Genomic DNA, 23377 nt, shown 5'->3' on the forward strand with positions numbered 1-23377 from the left:
GCTCTCTTAATCAAAGCTTTTTAGTCTTATTTGTCTAAAAAGAAATTTTTATAAAAATTGCCGTTGAATTGATTAGTTTGTAAAAGATATTTTTTAAAATTACATACCAAAACAGGATTGGGTTTATAAGCATGAGCTTCACGCCAAAAAAATTGAAGTTTTTTTGGATAAGATAAGCCTTCAAAATTATAAAAAGCATTGCCACAAACCTTAGTCGGACAGCCTTCTAAAATAGCACTAAGGCCTACTGTTGAATTTATAGTAATACAACCTAAAGCCTTTCTTAAAAGAACTGGCAAGTGGGTATCATGAACATATAAAACCCTTCCTTCTACATGATATTTTCGACTTAAATCATTTATAAGTTTAAAATAATTCTTATAGCCCCTATCCATGGGATGGTGTTTAAAAACTAGATAAGATTTAGCTCTTGCATGGTTTGCAAAAGAAAGTATGGTTTCCTCTATAAAGTGCTCTATGCTTTTTTTGTAATGATATTTAATTTGCGTATCGCTATAAACTTGTAAAATCGCCAAAAAGTACTTTTTTTCTAAATTATAAATCTTTTCATTTAGTTTTTTTTCTGTAATCTTATAAAGATACTTTCTATACAATGATCTAAACCAAAATAAAAATTCAAAAGGATATAAAGTGCGATGATGAAGTTTGTTGTTAAAAAATGGAGCCAAAATAAAAGCAAACAACCAATACAAAAAAGCATCAAAAGCCATAAATTTAAATCCACCTGGAATTTCTTTTATGCTTTCTTTGGTAAAAATATTTTGAGAAAGATAAAAATTTTTATCACGCGGTAAAGAAGAATTTGCATTCACCCCATCTTTTTCCAAAGTAATACAATAAGGCCTTAAATATCCTTCTTCAAAAATCCATATTTCAATTCCTAATTCTTTAGCCACTTTAATAGCCTTAGCATGTATAATGCGACAATCATTATACATTAAAATAGCATCGATTTTTTTATTTTGAAAAAAATCTCTATAGAAATTTTCAAGATCTTTTTCATCACACTTACACCTCGTTCCGCTAGGATAGAAAAAAAAATCTCCGCCGTTAAAATTGAGTTTAAAAACTTTGGTTTGGTTTTTTCTCATTTTCACTGCAAGATGATGAAAAAAATTTCCCACAGGCCCTTGCAAGAGTAAAACATTTTTACCGCTAAATTCTTTTTTAATTTTAGTGCTAAATCTCATTTCTTTGCTAAAAATTCATAAAATCTTCTTATTTTTCTAAGCATAAAAGTTTTAAAATCTATTGCCAATTTTATATATTTTTTTGAAAAATAAGCTTTTTGTAAATTTAGCATTATATCTAAACAAACTTCAATTTCACATAAAGTTTTTGTTTTAGGATTTATATATCTTGGATATATGATTAAAGCACCTGCTACAAGCTCTTCTAGGCTTAGTTTTCTTATTCTTCTTTCACATCTATATTTATCTTTTGTTAAACCCCAGCCCGCATAAAAAGGCATACCATAAGTAAAAACTTTTTTAGCCCTTAAAAGAGCATCAAAACCACTTGTAGAAGTAATAGTGTGAATTTCATCAGCAATTTTTATAGCGCTATCAATACTGCAATCTTTTACAATCTCATCACAAAATTCCAAGATGAGTGTTTCATCTTTTAAACCTACACGGTTACCGCTTAACACATCAGGATGGGGTTTAAAGATGATATAAGCATCTTGATTTTTAGCACGCACCTCCTTAAGCAAATCAAGAGTAGATAAGCCAAAACCCCCTAAAATCATCGAAGCATCATCTTCAACTTGAGCAGGGATTAAAATAATCTTTTGTCCTATTTTGGCATTGATTTTTAAGTCTTCATGCTTTAAGCCATTGTATTTTGAAAAGCGGTTCTCAAGTAAGATTTTTATAATATTTTTTGCCCTATTTAGCATATTTTCATCAAAAATTTCGTTTTGCAAAAGCTCTTCTAATTTACTTGCTTTATTTGGATCTATGTAAAGTCCTTTATCATCAACAATTAAAGAAAAAGGGCGCGTAAGATCAGAACCTAAAGAGATTGAGCGAATAAATCCATCTTCAACTAAAGAAATTTTGGGAGTAAAATGGAGCAAATTCTCATCTTGCGCTTTTTTTATAAGAGTAGTTTTAAGAGCGTTATAATCTATCCTTTTACCCCAAATGAAAAATTTATCATTTTCTTTAAGTTTATATCTAGCTAAAGATTTTAAAGAATTTAAAAAAATAATTTCATTATCTTTAGCCTTAAAAAAAGGCTTGATAAAATGCCTTTTCCATAGGGTAAAGCCTAGCATAAAAAGCTTGTTAGAATTTACCTTTTCTATATCTTTATATTTTGCTAAAGTTTGAATAGTATCAAAAATATTACTTTTTTGATTTAAATAAGGATTAAAATACTCAGCATAAAGTATATAAGCAGCATAGAAAACTTCTTCTAAACTTCTTTTTTGCATCCTTCTTTTACACTCTAATTTATCTTTTGTTAGACCCCAGCCCGCATAAAAAGGCATGCCATAACAAATACACTCACATTCTTGCATCAAAGCTTCAAAACCCATACCAGAAGTTTTGGTATAAACCTTATCAAAAAACTCAAGCAAGGCTATGGGATTAAAATTTTCAGTGATTAAAATACATTCTTTAGGTAAGGAATTTAAATCTAAATCACTTTGTTTTTTACCACTTAAAACATCTGGATGGATTTTTATATAAATTGTAGATTTAGGATTTTCTTTTATGGCATCTTTTATCATATCAAGAGTTTTAAAATCTTTAGCAAGCCCAAATTCAAGAGAGGCATCATTGGCCGTTTGAGTGATGATTAAAACGCGTTTTTCATCTTTTTGAAAATAATTATCTGGAATATCGAGATTGTTATTATACTTGCTAATTTTATATTTTTTGATAAGCTCTATAGCTTTTTTAGCTTGCTTGATTTCTTCATCTTTAAATTCACAAGTATTTAAAAGATTTTCAAGCTTTGAAGGCATTGTTGCATCATAATAAATGCCTATATCATCTTTAACCATAGAAAAACTTGGGCTATTTTCAACCCCTAAGTTTAATGAGCGGATAAATCCATCTTCTAAAAGTATGAATTTAGCCTTATATTTTTTAGCTAAATTCATAGCTTTTAAACCTGATTTTTTGCGTCCCCAACCAAAGAAAAGATCATCTTTTTTGATTTTTAAATTTTTCTTATACAAAGAAATAGTATAAAAATTTCTAGCATTAGCAATAAGTTTTTTTGATGCTGAGTAATACTTCACAATGCCAATTTCTTTATTATAAGTTCAACTTTTTCTTCTAAATTATTTCGACAAGAATTATCAATCACTAAATCAGCCTCTGGTTTATCAAATTCTATATCAACACCAACTACATTATTAATTTCTTTATTTAAAGCCTTAGTATAAAGCCCTTTTTGATCTCTTTGCATTAATTCATGCATATCGCATTCTATATAAATTTCATAATAATTTTTTAATTGCTTTCTATTGTAATCATAAATCTCATTAAACATTGAAATCGTAGTGACAATAACTATCATACCTTGATCGTTTAAAAATTTTGCAAATTTAGCTCTTTTCAAAGCCATATCTATGCGACCTTGTTTATCGTATGCATAATGTCCTAATATTTCTCTTAACTCATCTCCATCGAGATAAATAAGATTTTTATATTTTAGTTTTAATTTCTCATACAAAGCTTGACCTATAGTTGTTTTTCCACTTCCAGCTAAACCAGTAAGCCAAATAATATAAGGACTATTTATCAATTTGCACCTCTAAATCACTCATAAAATCAATTTCACACCAATTGCCATCAATTTCCACTGCTTTTGCGTTGTTGTATTTTTCAATTAAAGCTTGCAAAAAACTTGTCATGTACATATTTTCAAAATTTTTATTATCATATAAAATATCTCGATCAAGCATTTCATAAAAAGCAATAACTTCGGAAAGAAATTGATAAGAAAATTTAAAAAGTCCTATATATTGAGCTTCTATCTCATCATAGGCATTAGCTTTTTTTCCAAGTTCTATAATATAACCATTTGTCATCTTTAATGTTTCAGCATCTTCTAAAGGATTTGCAAAGCGTTTGCTCCAAAGCTTACGCCAAGACTTATCAACTACTATAGCAAGTTCTTCTTTGGCATTTATAAGCTTTTGCACGCAATCTTGAAAATAAACAATATCCGCATAAGAAATAATCAAATCTTGTTTTTCTTCGATGCATTTTAATATAAAATCTTTAGCGCAAAAAAAAGTATGAACCATATTGGTTTTATCATATTTTGAATTAATAAAAAAATGCTCGATATCATATTTATTAAGATAATTTTTTAGCACTTCGTTTAAATATCCACCCACAACAGCTATTTCATTTATACCTGCTGATTTTAAAGCTTCGATTTCATAATCTATGATTTTTTTATTCTTATACTCAACCATACACTTTGGTTGATCTTTTGTTAAAGGCATCAGCCTTGATCCAAAACCTGCTGCTAAGATAATTGCATTCATATTATTCCTTGATTAAACTAAACCACTCTCTTAAAATTTGAATATTATTAAGCCCATTTTCTCTTTCAATATGCCACATTATACCAAAAATATTTTCATACTTATGTTTAAAAGCTTCTATGGTATTATCTTCTGCTAAGCAAAGTTCTACAAGATCTTCGCCTAATTTTTCAATAGCAAAATTATGAAAAGAATTGCTTATAAATTTTTCTTTTGAGAAAAATACTTCATGTTTGCCTATATGATTTTCACAAGGACTTATATGGCTGTTAAAATAATGAGCTATCATCTGAGCCCCTCTGCAAATTCCTAAAAGTGGTATTTTTTCTTCTAAACAAATTTCTATAACTTGCTTTTCATATAAATCCCTCTTTTTAGATAAAACATTAGGACTATAAAAACTTAAATCATTGCCACCGCTTAATATCACAGCTTTTATTAGATGTTTATAATGAGAAAAATCTATTTCATAGCTAAGAGGAAGAGGAGTAAAATTTTTAAATAAATCTTTATTAAATAATTTTCCCCAATCCAAAGCCAAACATTCTCTTTCTTCATGATAACTTTCGTTGCAAATAAGCCTTTGAGTAATACCTATAAACAAAATATTTGCTCACTTTCACATTCTATATTTATTTTTTTAGCTTTTAAATATTTTTCAAAATTTTCTTCTCCAACTCCTATAACAGCAGGCATTCCAAGTTCTGAGGCACGAATGGCCATATGTGAATTAGCACCCCCATAACATGTAATAAGTCCTGCTATATTTTTTGTAAATAAATAATCATATCCAGGATCTGCTGCATAAATTAAAACAATCTTTCCTTCTAAATCTTTATCATTTTCCTTCGCCGTAAATGCAGTGATGTTCTTTTGTGTAATGAAATTTGGAATAATACTATGATTATAAAAAGAAAAAATTTCATCGGCATTGCAAAGTAAAGAAGGAAGTTTTATAGCTTGTGTAAGTTCATATTCTTTTTTATTGCGATTAATTTCTTCTACAAACTGCTCTTTTGGATTTATAGAATAAAGACTAGAATAAAGATTTAAAATGCTTTTTATATCAAGATGAGCCAAATCTTCTTTTTCAATACCATAATATTTGCCTAATTCTTCTATATAAACTATAGCCTTAGAAAGCAATCTAGTGAATTCAAATTTAACGAGCTCTCTACCCTCGATAGCCTGCTTTAAAAAATCAAAAAATTCACAAGCATTAATCTCTAGTCCATGTTCTCTAAGTAAGGCATTTAAAGCTTTTGTCTTTTCTTCTGAAAAAACAAAAGCTTTATCTTGTAAATAAACTTTACTATCTTTTTGATCCACATCAAAATAAAGTTCAAAATCTTCATCATATCTTGGAGATAAAATATTATAAGTTCCTGCTCTTAAGTGTCCAAAATCTTTCAAAAATTGATCCTTGTTGTGAAAATTAAGATGGTTTGTTTGTTTGCTTAAATTTTTACTCACTGTATTGAGTGAATTTAAAAAATCATCTTTTTCCTCTTTAGTTATAAAATCAATCTCAACTAAAGAATTTAAAAGTTGCATTGCTACAAATGCAGCCCTAGCCACTCCCGCAAAAGGCAATGTTCCATAACGCTTGCATTCTTCAATAAGCCAATAAATTTTATCAATTAAAGAAAAATTAGAATTAATAATGCCATCATATCTTTCTTTTAGCTTATAAGCTTTTTGTATGTCTTTTAAATAAAGCCCTGATCTAGGATTAATAATCTTATTTGTAAGTTCTAATAATGAAAATTCTAATCTTTTGATTTCATTTTCATTAAAACCATGATTTAAAAGTTCTTGTAATTTTTTAGAACTATTAAAGTCATAACAAGAATAAACAATATTAAATTCAATCTTATCGTGCAATTCATGATTTTTATTAAGCTTATCTAAGTAAAAATTGACAAGTTTTTGCGCGATATTTTCATCTAATTTTTTTGGTATAAAAGAATTAAAAGATAATCTTACATCCACATAAGGAATGCCTAAAAAAGAATGTATTAAAGGATGGGATCTTAAATCTCTATAACCATAATTATCTCTTTGATACGCCCAGATATTATCCGTAATGATTTCTTTATATAAACTAAAAGCTAAACGCTTAGGTCTTAACCCTATGATTTCAGCTGGGTTCCAATCAGGCATTACCCCAAAAATGGCTTTATCTCCCAAAACTCTAGATCTTGATTCTTTTAAAGACTCAAAACGTTTATAAAATCTATATAAAGCTTCTTTTGGTAAAGAATGAAATAAATTATTTTTTTCATGCATAACCAAAGGACGCACTTGCAAGCAAAAAAGTTCTTCCTTATTATCTTGAATAGCAAATGCAAATTCAACATCTAAAAAATGATAATCATATAAAACTTCTAATTCTTTTATAAGTTCTATAATTTTTTGAAGTCTAATATCTTTAAATTCTAAATAATCTCTGTAATGATAGTAAGTTTTTGCACTCTTGCTACTTCCATCTGTAATAGAGCTATTTGAACCATTTTCATCATATTGAAGACAAAAATAAGGGGAAAAATTATCCTTATCAACACTAAAACCAACACCGCAAAGAATAATGTTTTCAAGCATAGGTTGAGCTAAAATTTCATCGCTTTTTGATGGCATAGAATTGGCAACTTCATATAAAGCTTTTAATAACTCATCTTTAGAATCAGCTTTAATATTTGCCAAAGAAAGAAAAGCGCCTGCATTGGAGTTTTTCATACTATCTTCACTTAAAGAAGAACTTCTTATAATGAGTCTATTAGCCTTTAAAGTTTGAATGCCCTGTAAAACTTTATCTTCATTTGATATTAATTCTTCAAGCGAAGTTAAAACCAAAGGTAGAACTTTTGCTTTTTTTAATTTTGTTTGTAAATTTTTTAAATTTTGTGCTTTGGTTTTAAATTTTAACTCCGCCATGTTTTTCCTTAGTTTTATATTTTTTTAGCACTCCAACAACGAGTGGTATATTTTATGCTAAATTCCTTAGGAAGTCTTTGTGAAATTTTATCACTAATTTTATTAAAAAGTTCATTTCCTTCATCAGTCTCCAAATCCCAGTAAGGATTTTTAACGCTTTTCCATGCATTAATATAATTTTCAATGCTTTGACGAAAATAAAAATCCTCTTCAATATAAACAATATTATCAAAAAGATCCTTTCGACTCTCTATAATTGGTCTTTGATCTTCTCTTCTTGTTCCCCTTGTATAATTTGGTACAAATTCTACAATAGTATCTTCAGCTATTTTTTGTACAGGATCGTTTAAATCCCTGTGATTCCACATACAAGAAAAATATCCCTCTGATTTTAATAAGCGATGTGCCTCTTCTAAGGCTTCATTTCTATCCATTACATTAAAACTACTACCAAAAGTTACCCAATCAAATTCACTATTTTGAAGTGTTGAGTTTAAGCCTGTTGCTCTAACCCAGTCAATCTTCTCACCTTTAGTTCTTTCTATCCCAATCTCACGCATCGCATCATTTGGTTCTACAGATACTACCTTACATCCTCTTTCTAAAAGCATAATGCTTAGATTTCCAGTTCCTGCACCGATATCAGCCACCTTGATATCTTTTTTTCCAATAAGACTAATTAACATATCTATAGTTTTTGGAGCATAATTTGGTCTATAGCTATAAAATTTAGCATGCTTGGTATAATCCCACACTTGTTCTACTAGTTTTTGCATTTTATTTCCTTTTTTCATCTTTGACAAGCTTGATGAAAAAAAGGAGGTATTTTATGCTTTTCTAGCTGTCCATGCTCTTATTTTATAAGGAATCTCTATACTTTGCATATGAGAAATTTTAGCTTCTATCATCTCTAAAATTTCCTTCCATCTTTTTTCACCTGCTTGTGCTTGTATATCATTTACAGAATGCCAAGCTCCAAGATAACGCTCTTTATCCCAAAACTCTTTATAGTCGCACTCCATAAAAAAGCAATCTGTGAAATCTCCTGTTGAAACAAGAATTTCTTCCCATTTTTTAACATTTTGAGTGCCGCTGCTTACACGAGCAAGCTCTGGAACAATATGTTTAATCTCCTTTTCGATTTCATCAAAAACCGAACCCTCTACAATGTGGCGAGGATTCCAAATCGCAGTGAAATACCCCCCCCCTGTCAATATACGATTAAATTCTGGGAGAGATTTTTTAGGATCTGTCCAATGAAAAGAACTAGCCATGATGACCCAATCAGCTTGATTATTGCTCATGCAGGTTTCTTCACCACTTCCTTTGTGCCAAGAAATATTTGATAAATTTTGTGTAAATTTTTGCCCTTCTTCACGCATATTATCGTTTGGTTCCACAGCACTAATTTGGCATCCAAACATTTCTCCCAGCATCTTAGTAAGTTTTCCAGTTCCAGCTCCTACTTCAACAATATTTAAATCTTTTAAATTTTTATTTTTATCATTGATACAAGATACAAGTTTTTCAAGTAAAAATAGACTATAAGCAGGTCTATTATGATAATGTTTTGCAACTTCTGTAAAATCTCCTTGTTTCATATTAATTCCTTTCTCTAATTTTAAACACAATTATATCTTTTTTTTTATTAATTTACAAATCTTTCTTCTGAATATCGTCATCCAACTCTTTGCACATTTTTTCAAATTCTTGATAGTATTTCCAAGATGCTACTATATCTGGACGATGTTGTTTAATATGAGATAATCCAATATCCAAAATACTCTTGAACACACAGTATATATTTCGATGTGATCGAAAATAATTTAAAATATTGTTTTCTAAAATCTTATGTTCCAAAATATTATTTTTTACCAATTCAATTTCTTTTATAACTAAAGATAAATAATCTTTTATATTTTTTAATAAAGATGAGTTATGTAATATATTTTCATAAAAGTAATCATAATTATTTGTACAAATTTTAAAATCTCGAGATATATTATTATCAAACAATTCATAAGTTATATTATAAGGGTGATACTCTGTAATGTAATTAATATCAATAATAATTTCAAATTCATTATTAAAAGTTATAATAATTGGTAATATTGCATATAAGTCTGTATGTTTTTTTTCTCTTAAATATTCCATTTCTTCTATTAAAACTTTCTTATCTATTTCCTTATCAAAAAAGGAAGAAAATTTTATCATACTTTGAAAAACATTATCTGGATCTATTTCTGAAGCATCAAAATAGTATGTATTATTTCTACAAATATTAGCAATCTTTGAATAATCATAATTAACATATTTACTACCATTAATAAATATTTCAGCTGCGGTAATATCTGGAACATTTTTATAACAAATCACTCCATTGTTTAAATATGGGAACTTCTTTCTATGGACACAATGAATATAATTTTCATAAATTTTCAATTTATTGCTTTCATTGCTACCACCATGATTAATCATTGTTTTAAGTCTTGATATAGGATCCCGAGTAACAATAATAAAAGAAATATTTTGCATTATATAAAATATCTTATATTTATATAATTCACTTGCATTATAAGTCAAAAACCAAATACATAATACTAATATGTCTCTTTTTTCACAACATCTATATAAATTATCAAAATCAATAGAATCAAAAAAATTAAAATGTAATTCACATATATTTAATTTTAAATATCTTTTAAAAAAATCAATATAAGTATAATGCGCACTGGCTCCAAAAGTTATTAGAAAAAATTTATATTTATTCTCAGGTAAAGGTAAATTCATCTCCCAAGCAAGTTCAGCAGGTATGTTATGGTAATTAATTTTTTCATTTTCATCATTTAATTTTTTAGGATCAAGCAATGAAGGATAAGGATGATTTTCTTTTTTGTATCTTTCTTTAAAATCATCTGATAATAACCATTCTTCTATAAGATCAAAATTTTGTATGAAATAATTAAAATTATGAAAAATATTATCTAATATAGGTTGATAATCTTGATGAATTTTTAATATATTTTTTATTCTCGGAAATTCTTTTAGGAATAGTTGTTTATTATTTATCAATCCCTGAAGAATACTAGAGTTAATCTGATCAAATTCTTTAAAAATTTCTCTAAAAATTTGAAATTCTTTTTTAGCTTTTTTAATATCATTTTTTAATTTAAATCCACTTCCTTTATACCAAGTTTTATCAGCTTTGATTAAAACTTCACCTAGCATATAGGACAAATGAAATTTATATCTTAAAGCTTGCTCATAATTACTGCATGTTTCTAAACTTGGATATTTGAGTTGAGGAAAGATTTGTATAGTTTGTTGATAAATTTTTTGTTCTTTTTTGTGTTGTTTTTTAATTTTATAGAGTTTTTTAAATAATGCTATATACCCCCCCCCATTGTTTGTAAAGTCAATCATAGCTTGACCTAGTTTATAAGCAAGATGATTTTTTACTCTTTCTATAGCTGAGTTTGGGTTATACATAGGGTTTCTCCTTTAAAAATGGCTTTGGTTGGTTGTAAAATTATAATAATCCTCAGGCACGCCGATATCTATAAAATAATCATCAAAAATTTCAGCTCTAGCCTTTAATTTTTCACAATTTTCTTGTAAAAACTCTTCAAAAGAAAATTTTTTCTCTAAATCAAATTCATTAAAAATATCTTTAGTTAAAAGATAAATTCCACCATTGATTAAACCCTGATTTTTGAATATTTTTTCCTCAAAAGAAATCACAAAACCTTGCTCATTAACATTTACTGTGCCATATCTATCAAAATCATTCATTTGTTTTAAAGCGAGGCAAATTTTACTTTCATTTAGCTTTAATTTACTTAAATCTATATCAAAAAAAGTATCGCCGTTTAAAACATAAGCTTCATTTTTTATAAATTTCAAAGCCTCTTTTATAGCTCCACCTGTTCCTAGAGGCTCTTTTTCGATGCTGTATTTTATTTTTATACCTAAAAACTCATCTTTAAAATACTCTTTTATCACTTCATATTTGTATGATACTGCTAAGATAACTTCTTTTATGCCTTGCTTTTTAAGATATTCAAAAATAAATTCTAAAAAAGGCTTATCATTTATGGGTGCCATAGGCTTTGGAATGTCTTTTATAACACTTTTAAGCCTTGTTCCTAAGCCACCGCAAAGTATTATTGCTTGCAAGAAAAACCTTTGCCAAAAAGCTCTTCTTCGATGATAGCACAAATAATATGCCCTATTAAAATATGTGCTTCTTGAATTCTTGGAGTGCAAGTTGAAGGCACTTTTATACAATAATCACAAAGTTCATTCATAGCTCCGCCACTAGCTCCGCTTAAGCCTATACTTATGATTCCTTGTTGCTTGCAAAGATCTAGAGCTTTTAAGATATTTTTACTATTTCCACTTGTAGAAATACCTATAAAAACATCTCCCTTAACTCCTTGAGCTTGTACTTGTCTAGCAAATAAATTTTCATAACCATAATCATTGCCAATAGCAGTTAATATACTCGTGTCCGTTGAAAGTGCAATACTTGCGATCCCTGGTCTATCAAAATAAAACTTACTTACAAATTCTCCTGCGATATGCTGTGCATCTGCTGCACTACCACCGTTTCCTGCTAATAAAGTTTTGTTACCATTTTTATAAGCTTTTATGACTTCTAATGAAGCATTTTTAATAAGATTTATCAAATTCTCATCTTTTAAAATTTGCTCTTTTACCAAAATCGATTCTTGAAAATGTTCTTTTATATAGGAATTTAAATTCTCCATGATTTAACCCCCTCTTTGGTAAATGAAAAATCTTGTACATAACCTTGCTCTTTACTTAAAGCTTTGATTAAATTATATTTTTTAGTAGGATCTACGAAGAAAAACATAAATCCACCTGCTCCTGCTCCACTAGTTTTGCCACTATAAGCTCCATTATCTATGGCGAGTTTATAAATTCTTTCAAGCTCATCGTTGCTAACGATTTCTGAGATGATTTTTTTTGACTGCCAAGACTTACCTAAAATTTGCGCCAAAGTATCAAAATCAGCTCTAAATAAAGCTTCTTTCATCTTTATAGCATCTTGCTTTATAGCATGCATTGCCTCTAAAGACTTTTCATCTCCAAGCTTTCCTTTTTTATGCTCTTCTATATCTTTTGCTTCTCTTGTAATATTTGTAAAATAAAGCACAGTTCTAGCTTCAAGCTCACTAGCTATCCAGTTTTTAATACGCAAAGGATTAACAATAACTCTTTTATTGTTATAAAATTCCATAAAATTAAAACCACCAAAAGTTGCGGCGTATTGATCTTGTGCTCCGCCTACTATGCCTAAATCTTCTCTTTCTATCTCATAAGCAAGTTTAGCGATTTCATATTCTCCTAAAGGTAGATTAAGCCATTCTGCAAAGGCTTTTATGATGCCTACAACAAGAGTTGAACTTCCACCTAGTCCACTACCACTTGGTACATCCGAATAAGTATGCAAAGAAAAACTCAAAGGTTTTTTTGTAAAATCTTTTACAATGCGATTATAAATACTTTTAAAGATGTCTAACTTTCCATCATTTTCTAAGAATTCTTTACTTTCGTACTCAGAGTAAGAATTTGTATCAGGAGAATCAAAAATGATTTTTCTATCTTCTCTTTCGATCAAAGTGCAATGTATATATAAAGATATAGTCGCATTTAAAACATAACCTGTGTATTTATCACAATACAAATTAATATCAGTTCCACCACCTGCTAAACCAAGACGCAGAGGAGTTTGTGTGCGTATGGTTTTCATCTATTTAATGGTATCCTTCCTTTTTTTATCTCATCTCTCCAATGATTTAATAGATCCTCAAACATTTTTCTAGCTGGAATTTGGGGTTTCCAGTCAATAAAACTTTTGATTTTTGTGTTGTCAAACATTTGATAATCCGCATCAATTGGGCGCAGTCTTTGCTCATCTTGCTCTATTTTTATATCTTTTCTTGTAGAAAATGATAAAAGAATTTCTATAACTTCAGGGAGCTTAAAAGCCTCTTCTCCTGCTATATTAAAAGCTTCCCCGCAAGGAATATTACCTTTTTGACTTTCCAATGAAAGTAGATAATAAGCCCTTATGGCATCTCTGGCATCTTGAAAAGTTCTTATGCTTGAGAGATTTCCAACCTTAATAATAGGCTCTTGATAACCCGCTTCAATGAGTGTAATTTGTTTTGCCACCGTGCTTTCAAAAAACACATCACTTCTTCTTGGGCCACTATGCGTTCCCATTCTTGTAACAAAGGTGCGAATATTATAAGCTTCACCATAAAATCTTCCTAAATAATCAGTGCCGATTTTGCTTATGCTATAAGGACTTGCACCGTGAAAGGCTGTTTCTTCATTAAGTTTAATGCCTACTTTTGCCTTGCCATAAACTTCACTTGAAGAGCAAATATGCACTACAGGCTCATAGCCATCTTTTGCCTTTAAAATTCTAATGTTTTCTAGGATATTTGCCGTGCCTATTATGTTAGTTTGCAAGGTTTCAATAGGAATTTCAAAAGAAGTTTTTGGATAAGACTGAGCTGCTAGATGAAAGATTACATCAGGTCTTTTGCTTTCAAAAAGTTTTTGAATACTAGAATAATCATTTAAATCTGCATAAAAAATACTTATTCTATCTTTTTTATTTATCCTGTCGCTTAAATGATAGATATTGTCCATAGGCTCTTGCCAACGCATCATTCCTATAACTTCATAATCTGTGTTTTCTAGCAAAAAATCTGCCATTTGCGAGCCAACTTGCCCTGTAAATCCTGTAATTAACGCTGTTTTTTTCATAATTTTTCCTATTGTCTTATATTTTGCTCTTTTAAATACCATTCATACATCATCTTAATGCCATCTTCAAGCTTGATTTTTGCCTTCCAGCCTAGAGAATTAATCTTCTTGCAACTTCCTAATTTTTTCATTGTTCCATCTGGTTTATTTGTATTAAAAACTAAATTACCACGATATTCGATAATGCGTTTAACAAGTTCTGCTAACTCTTTAATACTTATATCTTTGCCTGAACCTATATTTATATGCGTATTTCTAATTTCAACTTCATTGTTTTCATATAAATCACTGAAATTTACTTTTTCCATAACATACACACAAGCATCAGCTATATCATCAGCGTGTAAAAATTCTCTCATAGCCTTTCCGCTACCCCAAATTTCAACTGAATTTTCTGTAATACCAAATCTATTTAAGTAATTTTTAACTTCACTTTCATCATTGAGATTTAATAAATATTGCACTTTAGTAACGCCTTCTTCTTGCAATACTTTAGCTAAGTGCATTTTTCTTATAAAGGCTGGTAAAACATGTGATGTTTCTAAATTGAAATTATCATTTGCTCCATATAAACTACAAGGCATAACTGAAATAAAATTAGTCTTATACTGTAAATTATAACTTTCACACATTTTAAGACCTGCTATTTTAGCTATGGCATAAGGTTCATTTGTGTATTCTAATTTACTTGTTAAAAGATATTCTTCTTTTATGGGTTGCGGACATTCTCTAGGATAAATACAAGCAGTCCCTAAAAATAATAACTTTTTAACTCCATTTAAATAAGATTGATGAATAACATTGTTTTGTATCATTAAATTTTGGTAAATAAAATCCGCTCTATAGGTATTATTTGCTCCAATTCCACCAACTTTTGCTGCGGATAAAAAAACATATTCTGGTTTTTCTTTTACAAAAAAATCAGCCACAGCTTTTTGATTTGTTAAATCAAGCTCTGAATGAGTTCTAAAAATTAAATTACTATAACCTTTATTTTGTAAATTTTTTACAATTGCCGAACCTGTTAACCCTCTATGCCCTGCTATATAAATTTTAGAATCTTTAAGCATTGCAAACCCTTTTTGTAGAATTTGCAAAACTACGAATATTATTTGTAAAAAGAGACTTGATATTTGTAAAGATGAAGTATTCAAAGTTTAATACCCCCCCCCTATTGTTATTTTTATACCATTCGTACATCATTTGAATTCCTTTTTCTAAATCAATTTCATGTTTCCAGCCTAAATTTTGCAACCTTGAACTATCTAACATTCTATCCATTGTAGAATCTGGTTTTGAATTGTTAAACACAATTTCACCCTTAAATCCAACAATATTTTTTATCAAAAAGGCAAGTTCTTTTATGCTTAAAAATTCCCCACTTCCTACATTAAGATGCGGTTCATCAGATGAAGCAATATCTTTAAAATTTATATTTTTCATCACATAAATAGAAGCGTCAACTAAATCTTTTGCATGAATAAATTCCCTAATTACTCTACCACCACCCCAAATTTCTACACTATCTTTACTTACACCAAATTTTTGCAAATATTCCATTGCTTGTTCTAAGGAATTCATTTGCAAATCCTTTAAAACCTCATCAATTTTATTTTCATTTAAAAGTTTTGCTAAATGAAATTTACGCAACAAAGCTGGTAAAACTTTTGCTTTTTGCAAATCAAACTCGGTTGTTTCTCCATATAAATTTGCAAGATATAAAGTGATAAAATTTGTTCCATATTGCAAATTATAACTTTCGCACATTTTTGTTCCTATAATTTTTGGCAAACCATATGCAACAGCTTTTAAATCTAACTTTCCATCTAATAAATTCTCTTCTTTAATAGGATTTATAGCTTTTTGAGGGTAAGCCCAAGCAGAACCATAAAAAATAAGCTTTTTAACATTATTTTGATAAGATGAATGAATAATATTTGCTTGAAGTACACTATTTTCATAGATTACATCAGCTGGAGTAAAAAGCCCTAAAGTATCAAGCTTAGCAGCACATAAAAAAACATATTCTGGTTTTTCTTTTGCAAAAAAATCAGCCACAGCTTTTTGATCTACTAAATCCAATTCTTTTCTTGTTTTTATGATAATATTATTAAAACCCTCATCTCTAAGTGTACTACAAAGAGTTTTTCCTAAAGTACCACCATGCCCTGCTATATAAATTTTAGAATCTTTTTGCATCATTTATCCTTGATCATCGCTAAAATATCACGCTCTGAAAGGATAGGAGAATTTGTTGGCCAATCTATACCAATTCTTTCATCATTCCATGCATAAGTAAATTGATCAGGTGCATCCGCATAATCTCCTTTATATGCACATTTATAATAATAGACTGCACTTTCACTACTAATATAATGAGCATTTCCAAAACCTGCTGGCACTAAGATGATTTGCTGATTATCTTGATTTATGATGAATTTTTCATACTTTAAATAAGTTGGAGAATCTTTTCTACAATCTACCACAACTTGATGAATTTCCCCATAAACACAAGTTGCAAGCTTATAAGTTTTTACATCGCCATGGATACCGCGGATAACATTATGTTTAGAATGTATGAATTTATCGTGTATAAATTTTAATCCATTTGGCAAGAGTTTATCTATAGCTTCACTTGTAAAAGCTGTCCAAATTTCACCTCTTAAATCTCTAAATTTGTTAGGAGTTATGATATACACTCCTTTTAAAATTTTTGATTCTTGTATATCAAATTCTATCATTCAATCTCCTTATTTCTCCATTGCTTATAAATTGCATTAATTCTAAATATAAAACTAAAAGGGTGCTTGATAAAAGCATTTCCTAGCTTATAAGATAAATGCTCTCTAATTTTTAAAGATTCCATATAATCATCATATTGTTCTAAAGATTTTAATTTTAATTTCGGATTCTGTTTAACAACATATCTATAAATAATTTGCTGAATCTTAAAATGAAAAACAATTTTACATATTATTAGAGGCAAAAACAAAACTTCAGATATTTTTACTTTTAAAATGGTATTTCCTAATTTATAGGATAACGAATTTTTAACGCGAAAAATTGCCGTATCATCATAATAATATGAAATTACATCTGTTTTTTTGTTAAAAAAATCTATTACATCTTCCTTTGTAAATTGTATAAACAAATAAGCAATATTCGGATATTCCAAGCATTCCAAATGAGACAATAAAAGATCTTTCAGCTTTAAATTGAAAATACATCTTAAAATAATATAAGTAAATTTTTCTTTTCTTGTTTTTAATATATGTTCTAAATATATATTAGCTTGATTATATTCCTTAAGCTCCAAATAACAATAAATCAATGCAATATGATGAAATTCTCTAACCTGATCAATGTTTATAGCATTTAAAACCAATTCTTTCATTCTTATAAAATCTCTTTTTAAGTAACACCCCATGTACATATGCTGAAGAGAAAAAGCATTTTGCAAAGGATGAACCTCCACAACTCCGTAATACTTTTTAAAAATTTTATACCTAGCCTCTTCGTTAAACAAATCATTCCAAAAAAATGGCTCCCTACCATTACCAATTAAACTTGCAAGACGACAAAAACCTGAAGTTCCTCCAATAATTTTATTAGCTTTTGACATTAAAATTAAATCAAACATATCTCTTTGCCATCCATATTTATATTCAAAAGGTACTAAATCATCTGCCATATATAAAAAAATATTTTTTTTCATAAAATATGAAATAATTTTTTTTAAAGTAGGAACATCCTCTCCAAATAATATAATTTTATTATGCTTATATTGAGTTTGTATTAACTCCATAAGAATTTCCACGGGCATGGCTTTTTGCCATAAATAATCATGACCCGTTCCATTATAAATATAACCTTTATCCTCAGGATAAACAATATCACCGCTTCTCATATGAATTGCCAAAACATCAACCTGATTGTCCATAATTTTATTTATTTGGCGATCAACCTCTAAAAAAATATGTTTAACCAGATCTGTAAATTGTATTTTTTTCCATAAATCTGGGAAATTTTTACAGTATTCTTTATTTATTTCTTTCACAGTCCATATAAGATTACTATGATTTGTATTAAATCCCCAATAATATTGCATTTCAATATTATTATAATCCTCGATTTTATTAACATAAACAACGTAGTTATCTATCCACTGATTATTAAGGAATTTTTCCTTATCTGGCGCTGTATAATTATTTGTATATGAATAATCTCGTAAAAACTGCTCATCAAACAACTCTTGTTCATATGGTATTTGCCCAGAATGAATTTGCTTATTTTTTATATTTAATGTCATTTGATCCCAAGTAAAACCAAATTTAAAACCTGTTTCTTGAGCCAAATACATGGCATTTAATAACGCCAGCATTCTATCGCCCCATCCACAACAAGATTGCATCATAAAAATACCTAAATATTTGCGCACAAAAATTGTAATCTCCGCATTTTTAAATATCTCTCTATCAATTCTTATAAATTGCACATCTTTTTTTCCATAAAAATATAACTCTAACATGTTATCCGATAAAAAAAAATCCTTACAAGTAAACCAATTTTCTCGATCTTTAGATATTTCTATTTTTGGCTCTTCTTTTAATACCATATTAAATTTGCAATAAAATTTAATAATTTCGGGTTTAACTTTTATTTTTAAAGAAAATACTTTATATTCTTCATAGTCTTCTTCTTTAATATATTTTTTTTTAATATCAACTAGATCTATATCCTTCCAAATCATATTTTACTCTCCTTTACTCCACTGTCTATAAATATCACTTGCTTTAAAAACAAACGTAAAAGGATGTTTAACCAAAGCTACCCCAAGTCTATAGGAAAGATGTCTTTTTATTTTTATAGCTTCCTCATAATCACCGTATTTTTCTATATCCGGCAAAGCTAAATTCGGATTTACTTGTGTAATTGCATTAAATACTTTATGATTATACTTATATCTTCGAATAATAATCAACAGCTTAAATGGTAATAATAATACTTTAAGAATATTTTTTCCTTTTATAGTCTTTAATAATTCATTTCCTAATTGATAGGCTAAATAATTTTTAACTCTTTCACTAGATCCATTTAAGATATTATTTCGATCATTCCTATTTCCAAAACTACATATCATTTCCTCATATATTGAAGTTTTTCTTGCATAATACCACCATATATCTGCCTTAAGTATATGCGGAGCTATCCAAGGTTTTTCATTGCCATTAAAATAAATAGCATTAAATTTAACATTACTCTCATAATATTTTATTGCTAATTGATTAGGTAAAAATAAACCATATATGTCACCCAAATAAGAGCTAATATACCAATCCAAACTCCAAGATAAATCTAAATACATAACATCATTTTCAAAAATTTTATTAAAAATAAAATCAAAATATGAGCATTTATATATATCATCTTTATTAATTTGATTGTATAAACTATAAAAAATATTGATATTTAGTTTATTAAAAGCTTTAGAAATATCATATAGCAAAATATTAGTACTAAATAACTTAACTACTTGTTCTTCTTTGTCAATTTGATATTTACTCTTATCTTGAGACCAAACTTTCTCTCTAAAAAAAGTATCTATTGCTTTTACATGTCTTACAGCTCCAATGCTAAAATCCATATTTGTGTTTAAAAAAATTTTAGAAATATCATCGAAAAAAATCATTTCGCAACTACAATAAACAACATAAGAAAAATGATGAAAAATATGCGGTATCAATAATTTAGAGTAATCTGATGTTGCAAATTGATTCTTCCATTGCAATATATCAAAGTGATTAATATAACAACCGATATCTATAAAAAATATACTCACATTATGAAATTCTTGAACTAGATACTTAAGTTTTTTTTGAAAAACATGAGATAATTCCTGATATAAAATATAAATTTGATAATTGTTTTTTGCATTTATATTACTAATCAATGATTGAATTGAAACAGCTAAGCTATAAATCTCATCATTATTGGCAGAGAAAACAACGGTAAAAGAATCTATTTCACATCTTATACCATCTATATTACTGGTATCATCTATAAAAGAAATCGGGAATTCTTTAATTTTTTTATTTTCTAAATCTTTTTTTTGAATAAATAAAGAAATTAAATATTCAGTACCCCAAGCAAGATATCTTCTAGACCATAAAATTCCATTTTCTAGTCTATCTTTTAATTTATCGTACAAAGGTAAAGAGATTGTGAATACAAAATTACACATTTCAAAAAACAACTCTCTTTTCATTATAAACATATTTGCTGGATGGTAAAATAACTGCTCTTTAAAATGGAGAGCCAGATCTTTATATTCTGGTTTTAAATCGTAAATTAATTTTTGAATTTCTTCAAGTATACTATCATCCTCATTATAAGATAAAAAACATTCTTTTAGCATTTTAACTTTTTTATTTGTCCAAACTACATCTTGTTCAAATGTAAGCTTTTGCGGAGCAATAATGTCATATAAAGTGATATTATCCAATAATTTAGGATTAATTATATTTTTATAATCATCATTAAAATATTGAAACAAATAAGAGTAACCTGTCCAATGTTTCTTTAAAGATCCTAATTTTATATTTTGATCAAATATAAAATGTCTTCTGTAGTGTACAAATCCTATATAGTCAGGATTGCCTAATTTCTCATAATTTTTCCATGCCCAATATATTCCGGTTAGTTCATTGAAATATCTATTAAGACAAGAAATATTTTCACCCGTATCATCTCCTATCATATTCTCACACATCCATTCAAAATCTTCTCGAGATATTTCTCCATCTTTAGAAAATTCAGTAGCTAAAACTCTTCCTAAATGTATAGGAGTGAAAATTTCATCCTTTAACAATACGCCGGGTTTATGATATCCAACTAAAATTTTTATAGTATTTCTATTTTGCATCACAAATCCTTTTTTTATAACTAACCTTCTTGTGTGTTAAAATCTAAAAATATATTATTAATATTTTTAGATTTTATTAAATTATACAATTTTTGATAATTCCCCTGAGAATCTATTATTATATCATCCATTTTACAAACAATATAAGCTATTTTTTGATAAATTTCATTATTAATAATATTCAAAATTAATTCATAATTATCTCTATTAATATCCAAAATTAAAAGAGTAATAAAATCATGTTTATTAAAAATATTAAATAAAAATTTTATAAAATTTATAGCTCTAATTTTTTCAGAGTTGGGAATATCTATATCTGGCATTAAATGCAAATTTAACTTAGAGCTATCATTTGCATTATGCAACACTCTAAACATCGTATTCTTAACATATGGATAATAATGCATGATTCGAATTTTATTATTTATCTTCATTTCTTTTTTTAATAACGCAAAACTAGTGGGATTAACCTCAAATCCATAAAAATAAGTATTTTGATCAAAATAACTAAATTTTGCTAAATCTAAACAACTTTTGGTTCCATCAATAATAACTTTATTTTTCATATTTAAAATTTTATAAAATATAAATTTATATTCCTCTTTGATTTTGATGTTATTAATTAAATAATCAAAAGAATCTTTATTCTCAGTTTGTTTTTTCAATTCAACTAAACTGCAATTCTGCTGCAGAACAATTTTCAATAATTCATTATTGTCCGTTTTTTTATTATTTTTAATATACTTATGTTTTAATATAATATATAAAATCCAAAATGGTAATATAAATACAGCCCCTAAAAACCAAAAATTCATTGTTTGTTTGATAGCTTGACCTAATTTATAAGTAAGATGTTTCTGAATATCATTCAAAGCTTCGTCATAATCAGCATACTTTCTTATATCCGGCAAAGCAATAAAAGGATATTGTTTTATTCTAATATTATAATTTCGAACTCCTTGCTTATAAATTTTAACTGTTTTAACTATATTTCTAGGTAGCTGAATAAATTTTACAAAACTTTTGGTTTCTAATAATATATTTCCTAGCAAATAAAATAATTCATTTCTCATTCTTTTTTTTGCACCATAATAAAATGCAATATCTTCAAAATAAGGTTTCAACAAATTTAACTGAGGGATAAGATTTAAAGGATCTTTAGAATAATAAATTAAATTACTACCATCATGATGATAGTAATAATGATTTATAAAGCCAGCTTTTTTAAAAAAATTATAAAAATATGCATTATTTTGCTGTTTGGCAAAATTTGCCAAATCGATACACACTTGCACCCAACTTGCATCATAGTGATACTTTACATTTAAATTTTTAGTTTGTTGATTTGTTAAAATACTATTGGGACGAATACGATAATTATGTATTTTTTTTGGTAAAATATAAATATAATTCAATTGGCAAAATAAAGCAATTCCAAAGAAATTATCTTCAAATAACATACCATTTGTAAATCTAAGATTAATTTTCTGTAAAAATTCAAACTTTATCATACCCTCCCATCCAAACCAAAAAGCTGTAATTTTATTTTTTAAATGATGTTGCATCCAATCTTCTCTTGAAATAACACACTCCAAATAATTGTCATAGCCACTCCAAGACATACGAGTTCTATATTCGGTTTTATTTACGCCATCCAATATTAAATTTGAATTAAACCATACCACATCAACCCCATTCATTCTTTTTGCACACTCTTCTATACAATCAAGCTCCCAATAATCATCAGAATCCAAAAAGATAATATAGTCTATACTAGGATAAATAAAATCAGCTAAATCTTTAGTAGTATGAAAAGCTTTATAGCTTTTATATACTGTATAAATTTCATAGGGATTATTACCTTCTATATTAAATTCTATTAAAGAATTTGTTTCTAAAATTTGAGTTTTATTTTTAAGTATATATTCTCCACTAAAATATTCTATGCCGACATTTCTAGCACTGCTTAAGCCACCATTTTTTTTATCAAAAAGTATAAATCTTTCATCTTTTAAAGTGTATTCTTTAGCTATATTAAATGAGTTTTCATCTGTGCTACCATCATTTACAAGTATAACTTGTAAATTTTTATAAGTTTGATTAATAACACTATCTAAACATTCTTTTAAGTACTTTTCTACATTATAGATTGGGATAACTACACCTACTGTTTTATTCAT

At 27.8% G+C, this 23377-nt stretch carries 18 protein-coding genes and 1 pseudogene; all 19 read right to left on the minus strand.

Going from position 1 to position 23377, the window contains the following annotated elements:
- Positions 1-26: 26 nt before the first annotated feature.
- On the minus strand, positions 27-1211 hold the full coding sequence (kpsS, locus tag AJN56_RS05165) for a capsule polysaccharide modification protein KpsS (RefSeq protein WP_002857981.1): 1185 nt from the start codon (positions 1209-1211) through the stop codon (positions 27-29).
- Positions 1208-3277 carry a capsular polysaccharide biosynthesis protein gene (locus AJN56_RS05170; protein WP_002878886.1) on the minus strand — a complete coding sequence of 690 codons (2070 nt, stop codon included), beginning with the start codon at positions 3275-3277 and terminating at the stop codon, positions 1208-1210. The genes kpsS and AJN56_RS05170 overlap by 4 nt, the downstream gene beginning before the upstream one ends.
- The gene (locus AJN56_RS05175) at positions 3274-3786 is read right to left on the minus strand and encodes a cytidine diphosphoramidate kinase (RefSeq protein ID WP_002868493.1); all 513 of its coding nucleotides are present in this window, start codon (positions 3784-3786) and stop codon (positions 3274-3276) included. The genes AJN56_RS05170 and AJN56_RS05175 overlap by 4 nt, the downstream gene beginning before the upstream one ends.
- Positions 3776-4537: a CTP:phosphoglutamine cytidylyltransferase gene (locus AJN56_RS05180; RefSeq protein ID WP_002825812.1), complete on the minus strand. Its 762-nt coding sequence runs from the start codon at positions 4535-4537 to the stop codon at positions 3776-3778. Before AJN56_RS05180 ends, AJN56_RS05175 begins: the two co-directional genes overlap by 11 nt.
- Position 4538: 1 nt before the next feature.
- Positions 4539-5141, minus strand: coding sequence for a gamma-glutamyl-CDP-amidate hydrolase (locus tag AJN56_RS05185; RefSeq protein ID WP_002859688.1), 603 nt, complete (start codon positions 5139-5141; stop codon positions 4539-4541).
- Entirely contained in the window at positions 5132-7471 is a 2340-nt protein-coding gene (locus AJN56_RS05190) for a PEP-utilizing enzyme (protein WP_070246324.1), read from the minus strand. Before AJN56_RS05190 ends, AJN56_RS05185 begins: the two co-directional genes overlap by 10 nt.
- A 14-nt stretch (positions 7472-7485) precedes the next feature.
- Complete coding sequence (locus tag AJN56_RS05195; protein ID WP_070246326.1) at positions 7486-8247, minus strand: class I SAM-dependent methyltransferase; 762 nt, start codon at positions 8245-8247, stop codon at positions 7486-7488.
- Between the two features lie 51 nt (positions 8248-8298).
- The gene (locus AJN56_RS05200) at positions 8299-9072 is read right to left on the minus strand and encodes a class I SAM-dependent methyltransferase (RefSeq protein ID WP_070246328.1); all 774 of its coding nucleotides are present in this window, start codon (positions 9070-9072) and stop codon (positions 8299-8301) included.
- A gap of 52 nt (positions 9073-9124) precedes the next feature.
- On the minus strand, positions 9125-10960 hold the full coding sequence (locus AJN56_RS05205; protein ID WP_070246330.1) for a DUF2972 domain-containing protein: 1836 nt from the start codon (positions 10958-10960) through the stop codon (positions 9125-9127).
- A gap of 12 nt (positions 10961-10972) precedes the next feature.
- Positions 10973-11647, minus strand: coding sequence for a nucleotidyltransferase family protein (locus AJN56_RS05210; RefSeq protein WP_070246332.1), 675 nt, complete (start codon positions 11645-11647; stop codon positions 10973-10975).
- Positions 11635-12240 (minus strand): D-sedoheptulose 7-phosphate isomerase, encoded by a 606-nt coding sequence (gene gmhA2, locus AJN56_RS05215; protein ID WP_070246334.1) that lies wholly within the window; start codon positions 12238-12240, stop codon positions 11635-11637. The genes AJN56_RS05210 and gmhA2 overlap by 13 nt, the downstream gene beginning before the upstream one ends.
- Positions 12228-13247 (minus strand): D-glycero-D-manno-heptose 7-phosphate kinase, encoded by a 1020-nt coding sequence (gene hddA / locus AJN56_RS05220; RefSeq protein ID WP_070246336.1) that lies wholly within the window; start codon positions 13245-13247, stop codon positions 12228-12230. Before hddA ends, gmhA2 begins: the two co-directional genes overlap by 13 nt.
- Positions 13244-14275 carry a GDP-mannose 4,6-dehydratase gene (locus AJN56_RS05225; RefSeq protein ID WP_070246338.1) on the minus strand — a complete coding sequence of 344 codons (1032 nt, stop codon included), beginning with the start codon at positions 14273-14275 and terminating at the stop codon, positions 13244-13246. The genes hddA and AJN56_RS05225 overlap by 4 nt, the downstream gene beginning before the upstream one ends.
- 8 nt (positions 14276-14283) lie before the next feature.
- On the minus strand, positions 14284-15345 hold the full coding sequence (locus tag AJN56_RS05230; RefSeq protein ID WP_070246340.1) for a GDP-L-fucose synthase family protein: 1062 nt from the start codon (positions 15343-15345) through the stop codon (positions 14284-14286).
- The gene (locus AJN56_RS05235; protein WP_070246342.1) at positions 15338-16474 is read right to left on the minus strand and encodes an NAD-dependent epimerase/dehydratase family protein; all 1137 of its coding nucleotides are present in this window, start codon (positions 16472-16474) and stop codon (positions 15338-15340) included. The genes AJN56_RS05230 and AJN56_RS05235 overlap by 8 nt, the downstream gene beginning before the upstream one ends.
- On the minus strand, positions 16474-17016 hold the full coding sequence (locus AJN56_RS05240; protein ID WP_070246344.1) for a dTDP-4-dehydrorhamnose 3,5-epimerase family protein: 543 nt from the start codon (positions 17014-17016) through the stop codon (positions 16474-16476). Before AJN56_RS05240 ends, AJN56_RS05235 begins: the two co-directional genes overlap by 1 nt.
- A complete protein-coding gene (locus tag AJN56_RS05245) occupies positions 17013-19025 on the minus strand; it encodes a hypothetical protein (RefSeq protein WP_070246346.1) in 2013 nt (670 codons plus the stop codon). Before AJN56_RS05245 ends, AJN56_RS05240 begins: the two co-directional genes overlap by 4 nt.
- Positions 19026-19028: 3 nt before the next feature.
- A complete protein-coding gene (locus AJN56_RS05250) occupies positions 19029-21197 on the minus strand; it encodes a DUF4422 domain-containing protein (RefSeq protein WP_070246347.1) in 2169 nt (722 codons plus the stop codon).
- A 1624-nt stretch (positions 21198-22821) separates the two neighbouring features.
- Positions 22822-23377: pseudogene (locus tag AJN56_RS08980) on the minus strand (glycosyltransferase family 2 protein); the annotation flags it as partial.

Origin of the sequence: Campylobacter sp. BCW_4319, assembly GCF_001764435.1 — a bacterium.
GTDB lineage: Bacteria > Campylobacterota > Campylobacteria > Campylobacterales > Campylobacteraceae > Campylobacter_D > Campylobacter_D jejuni.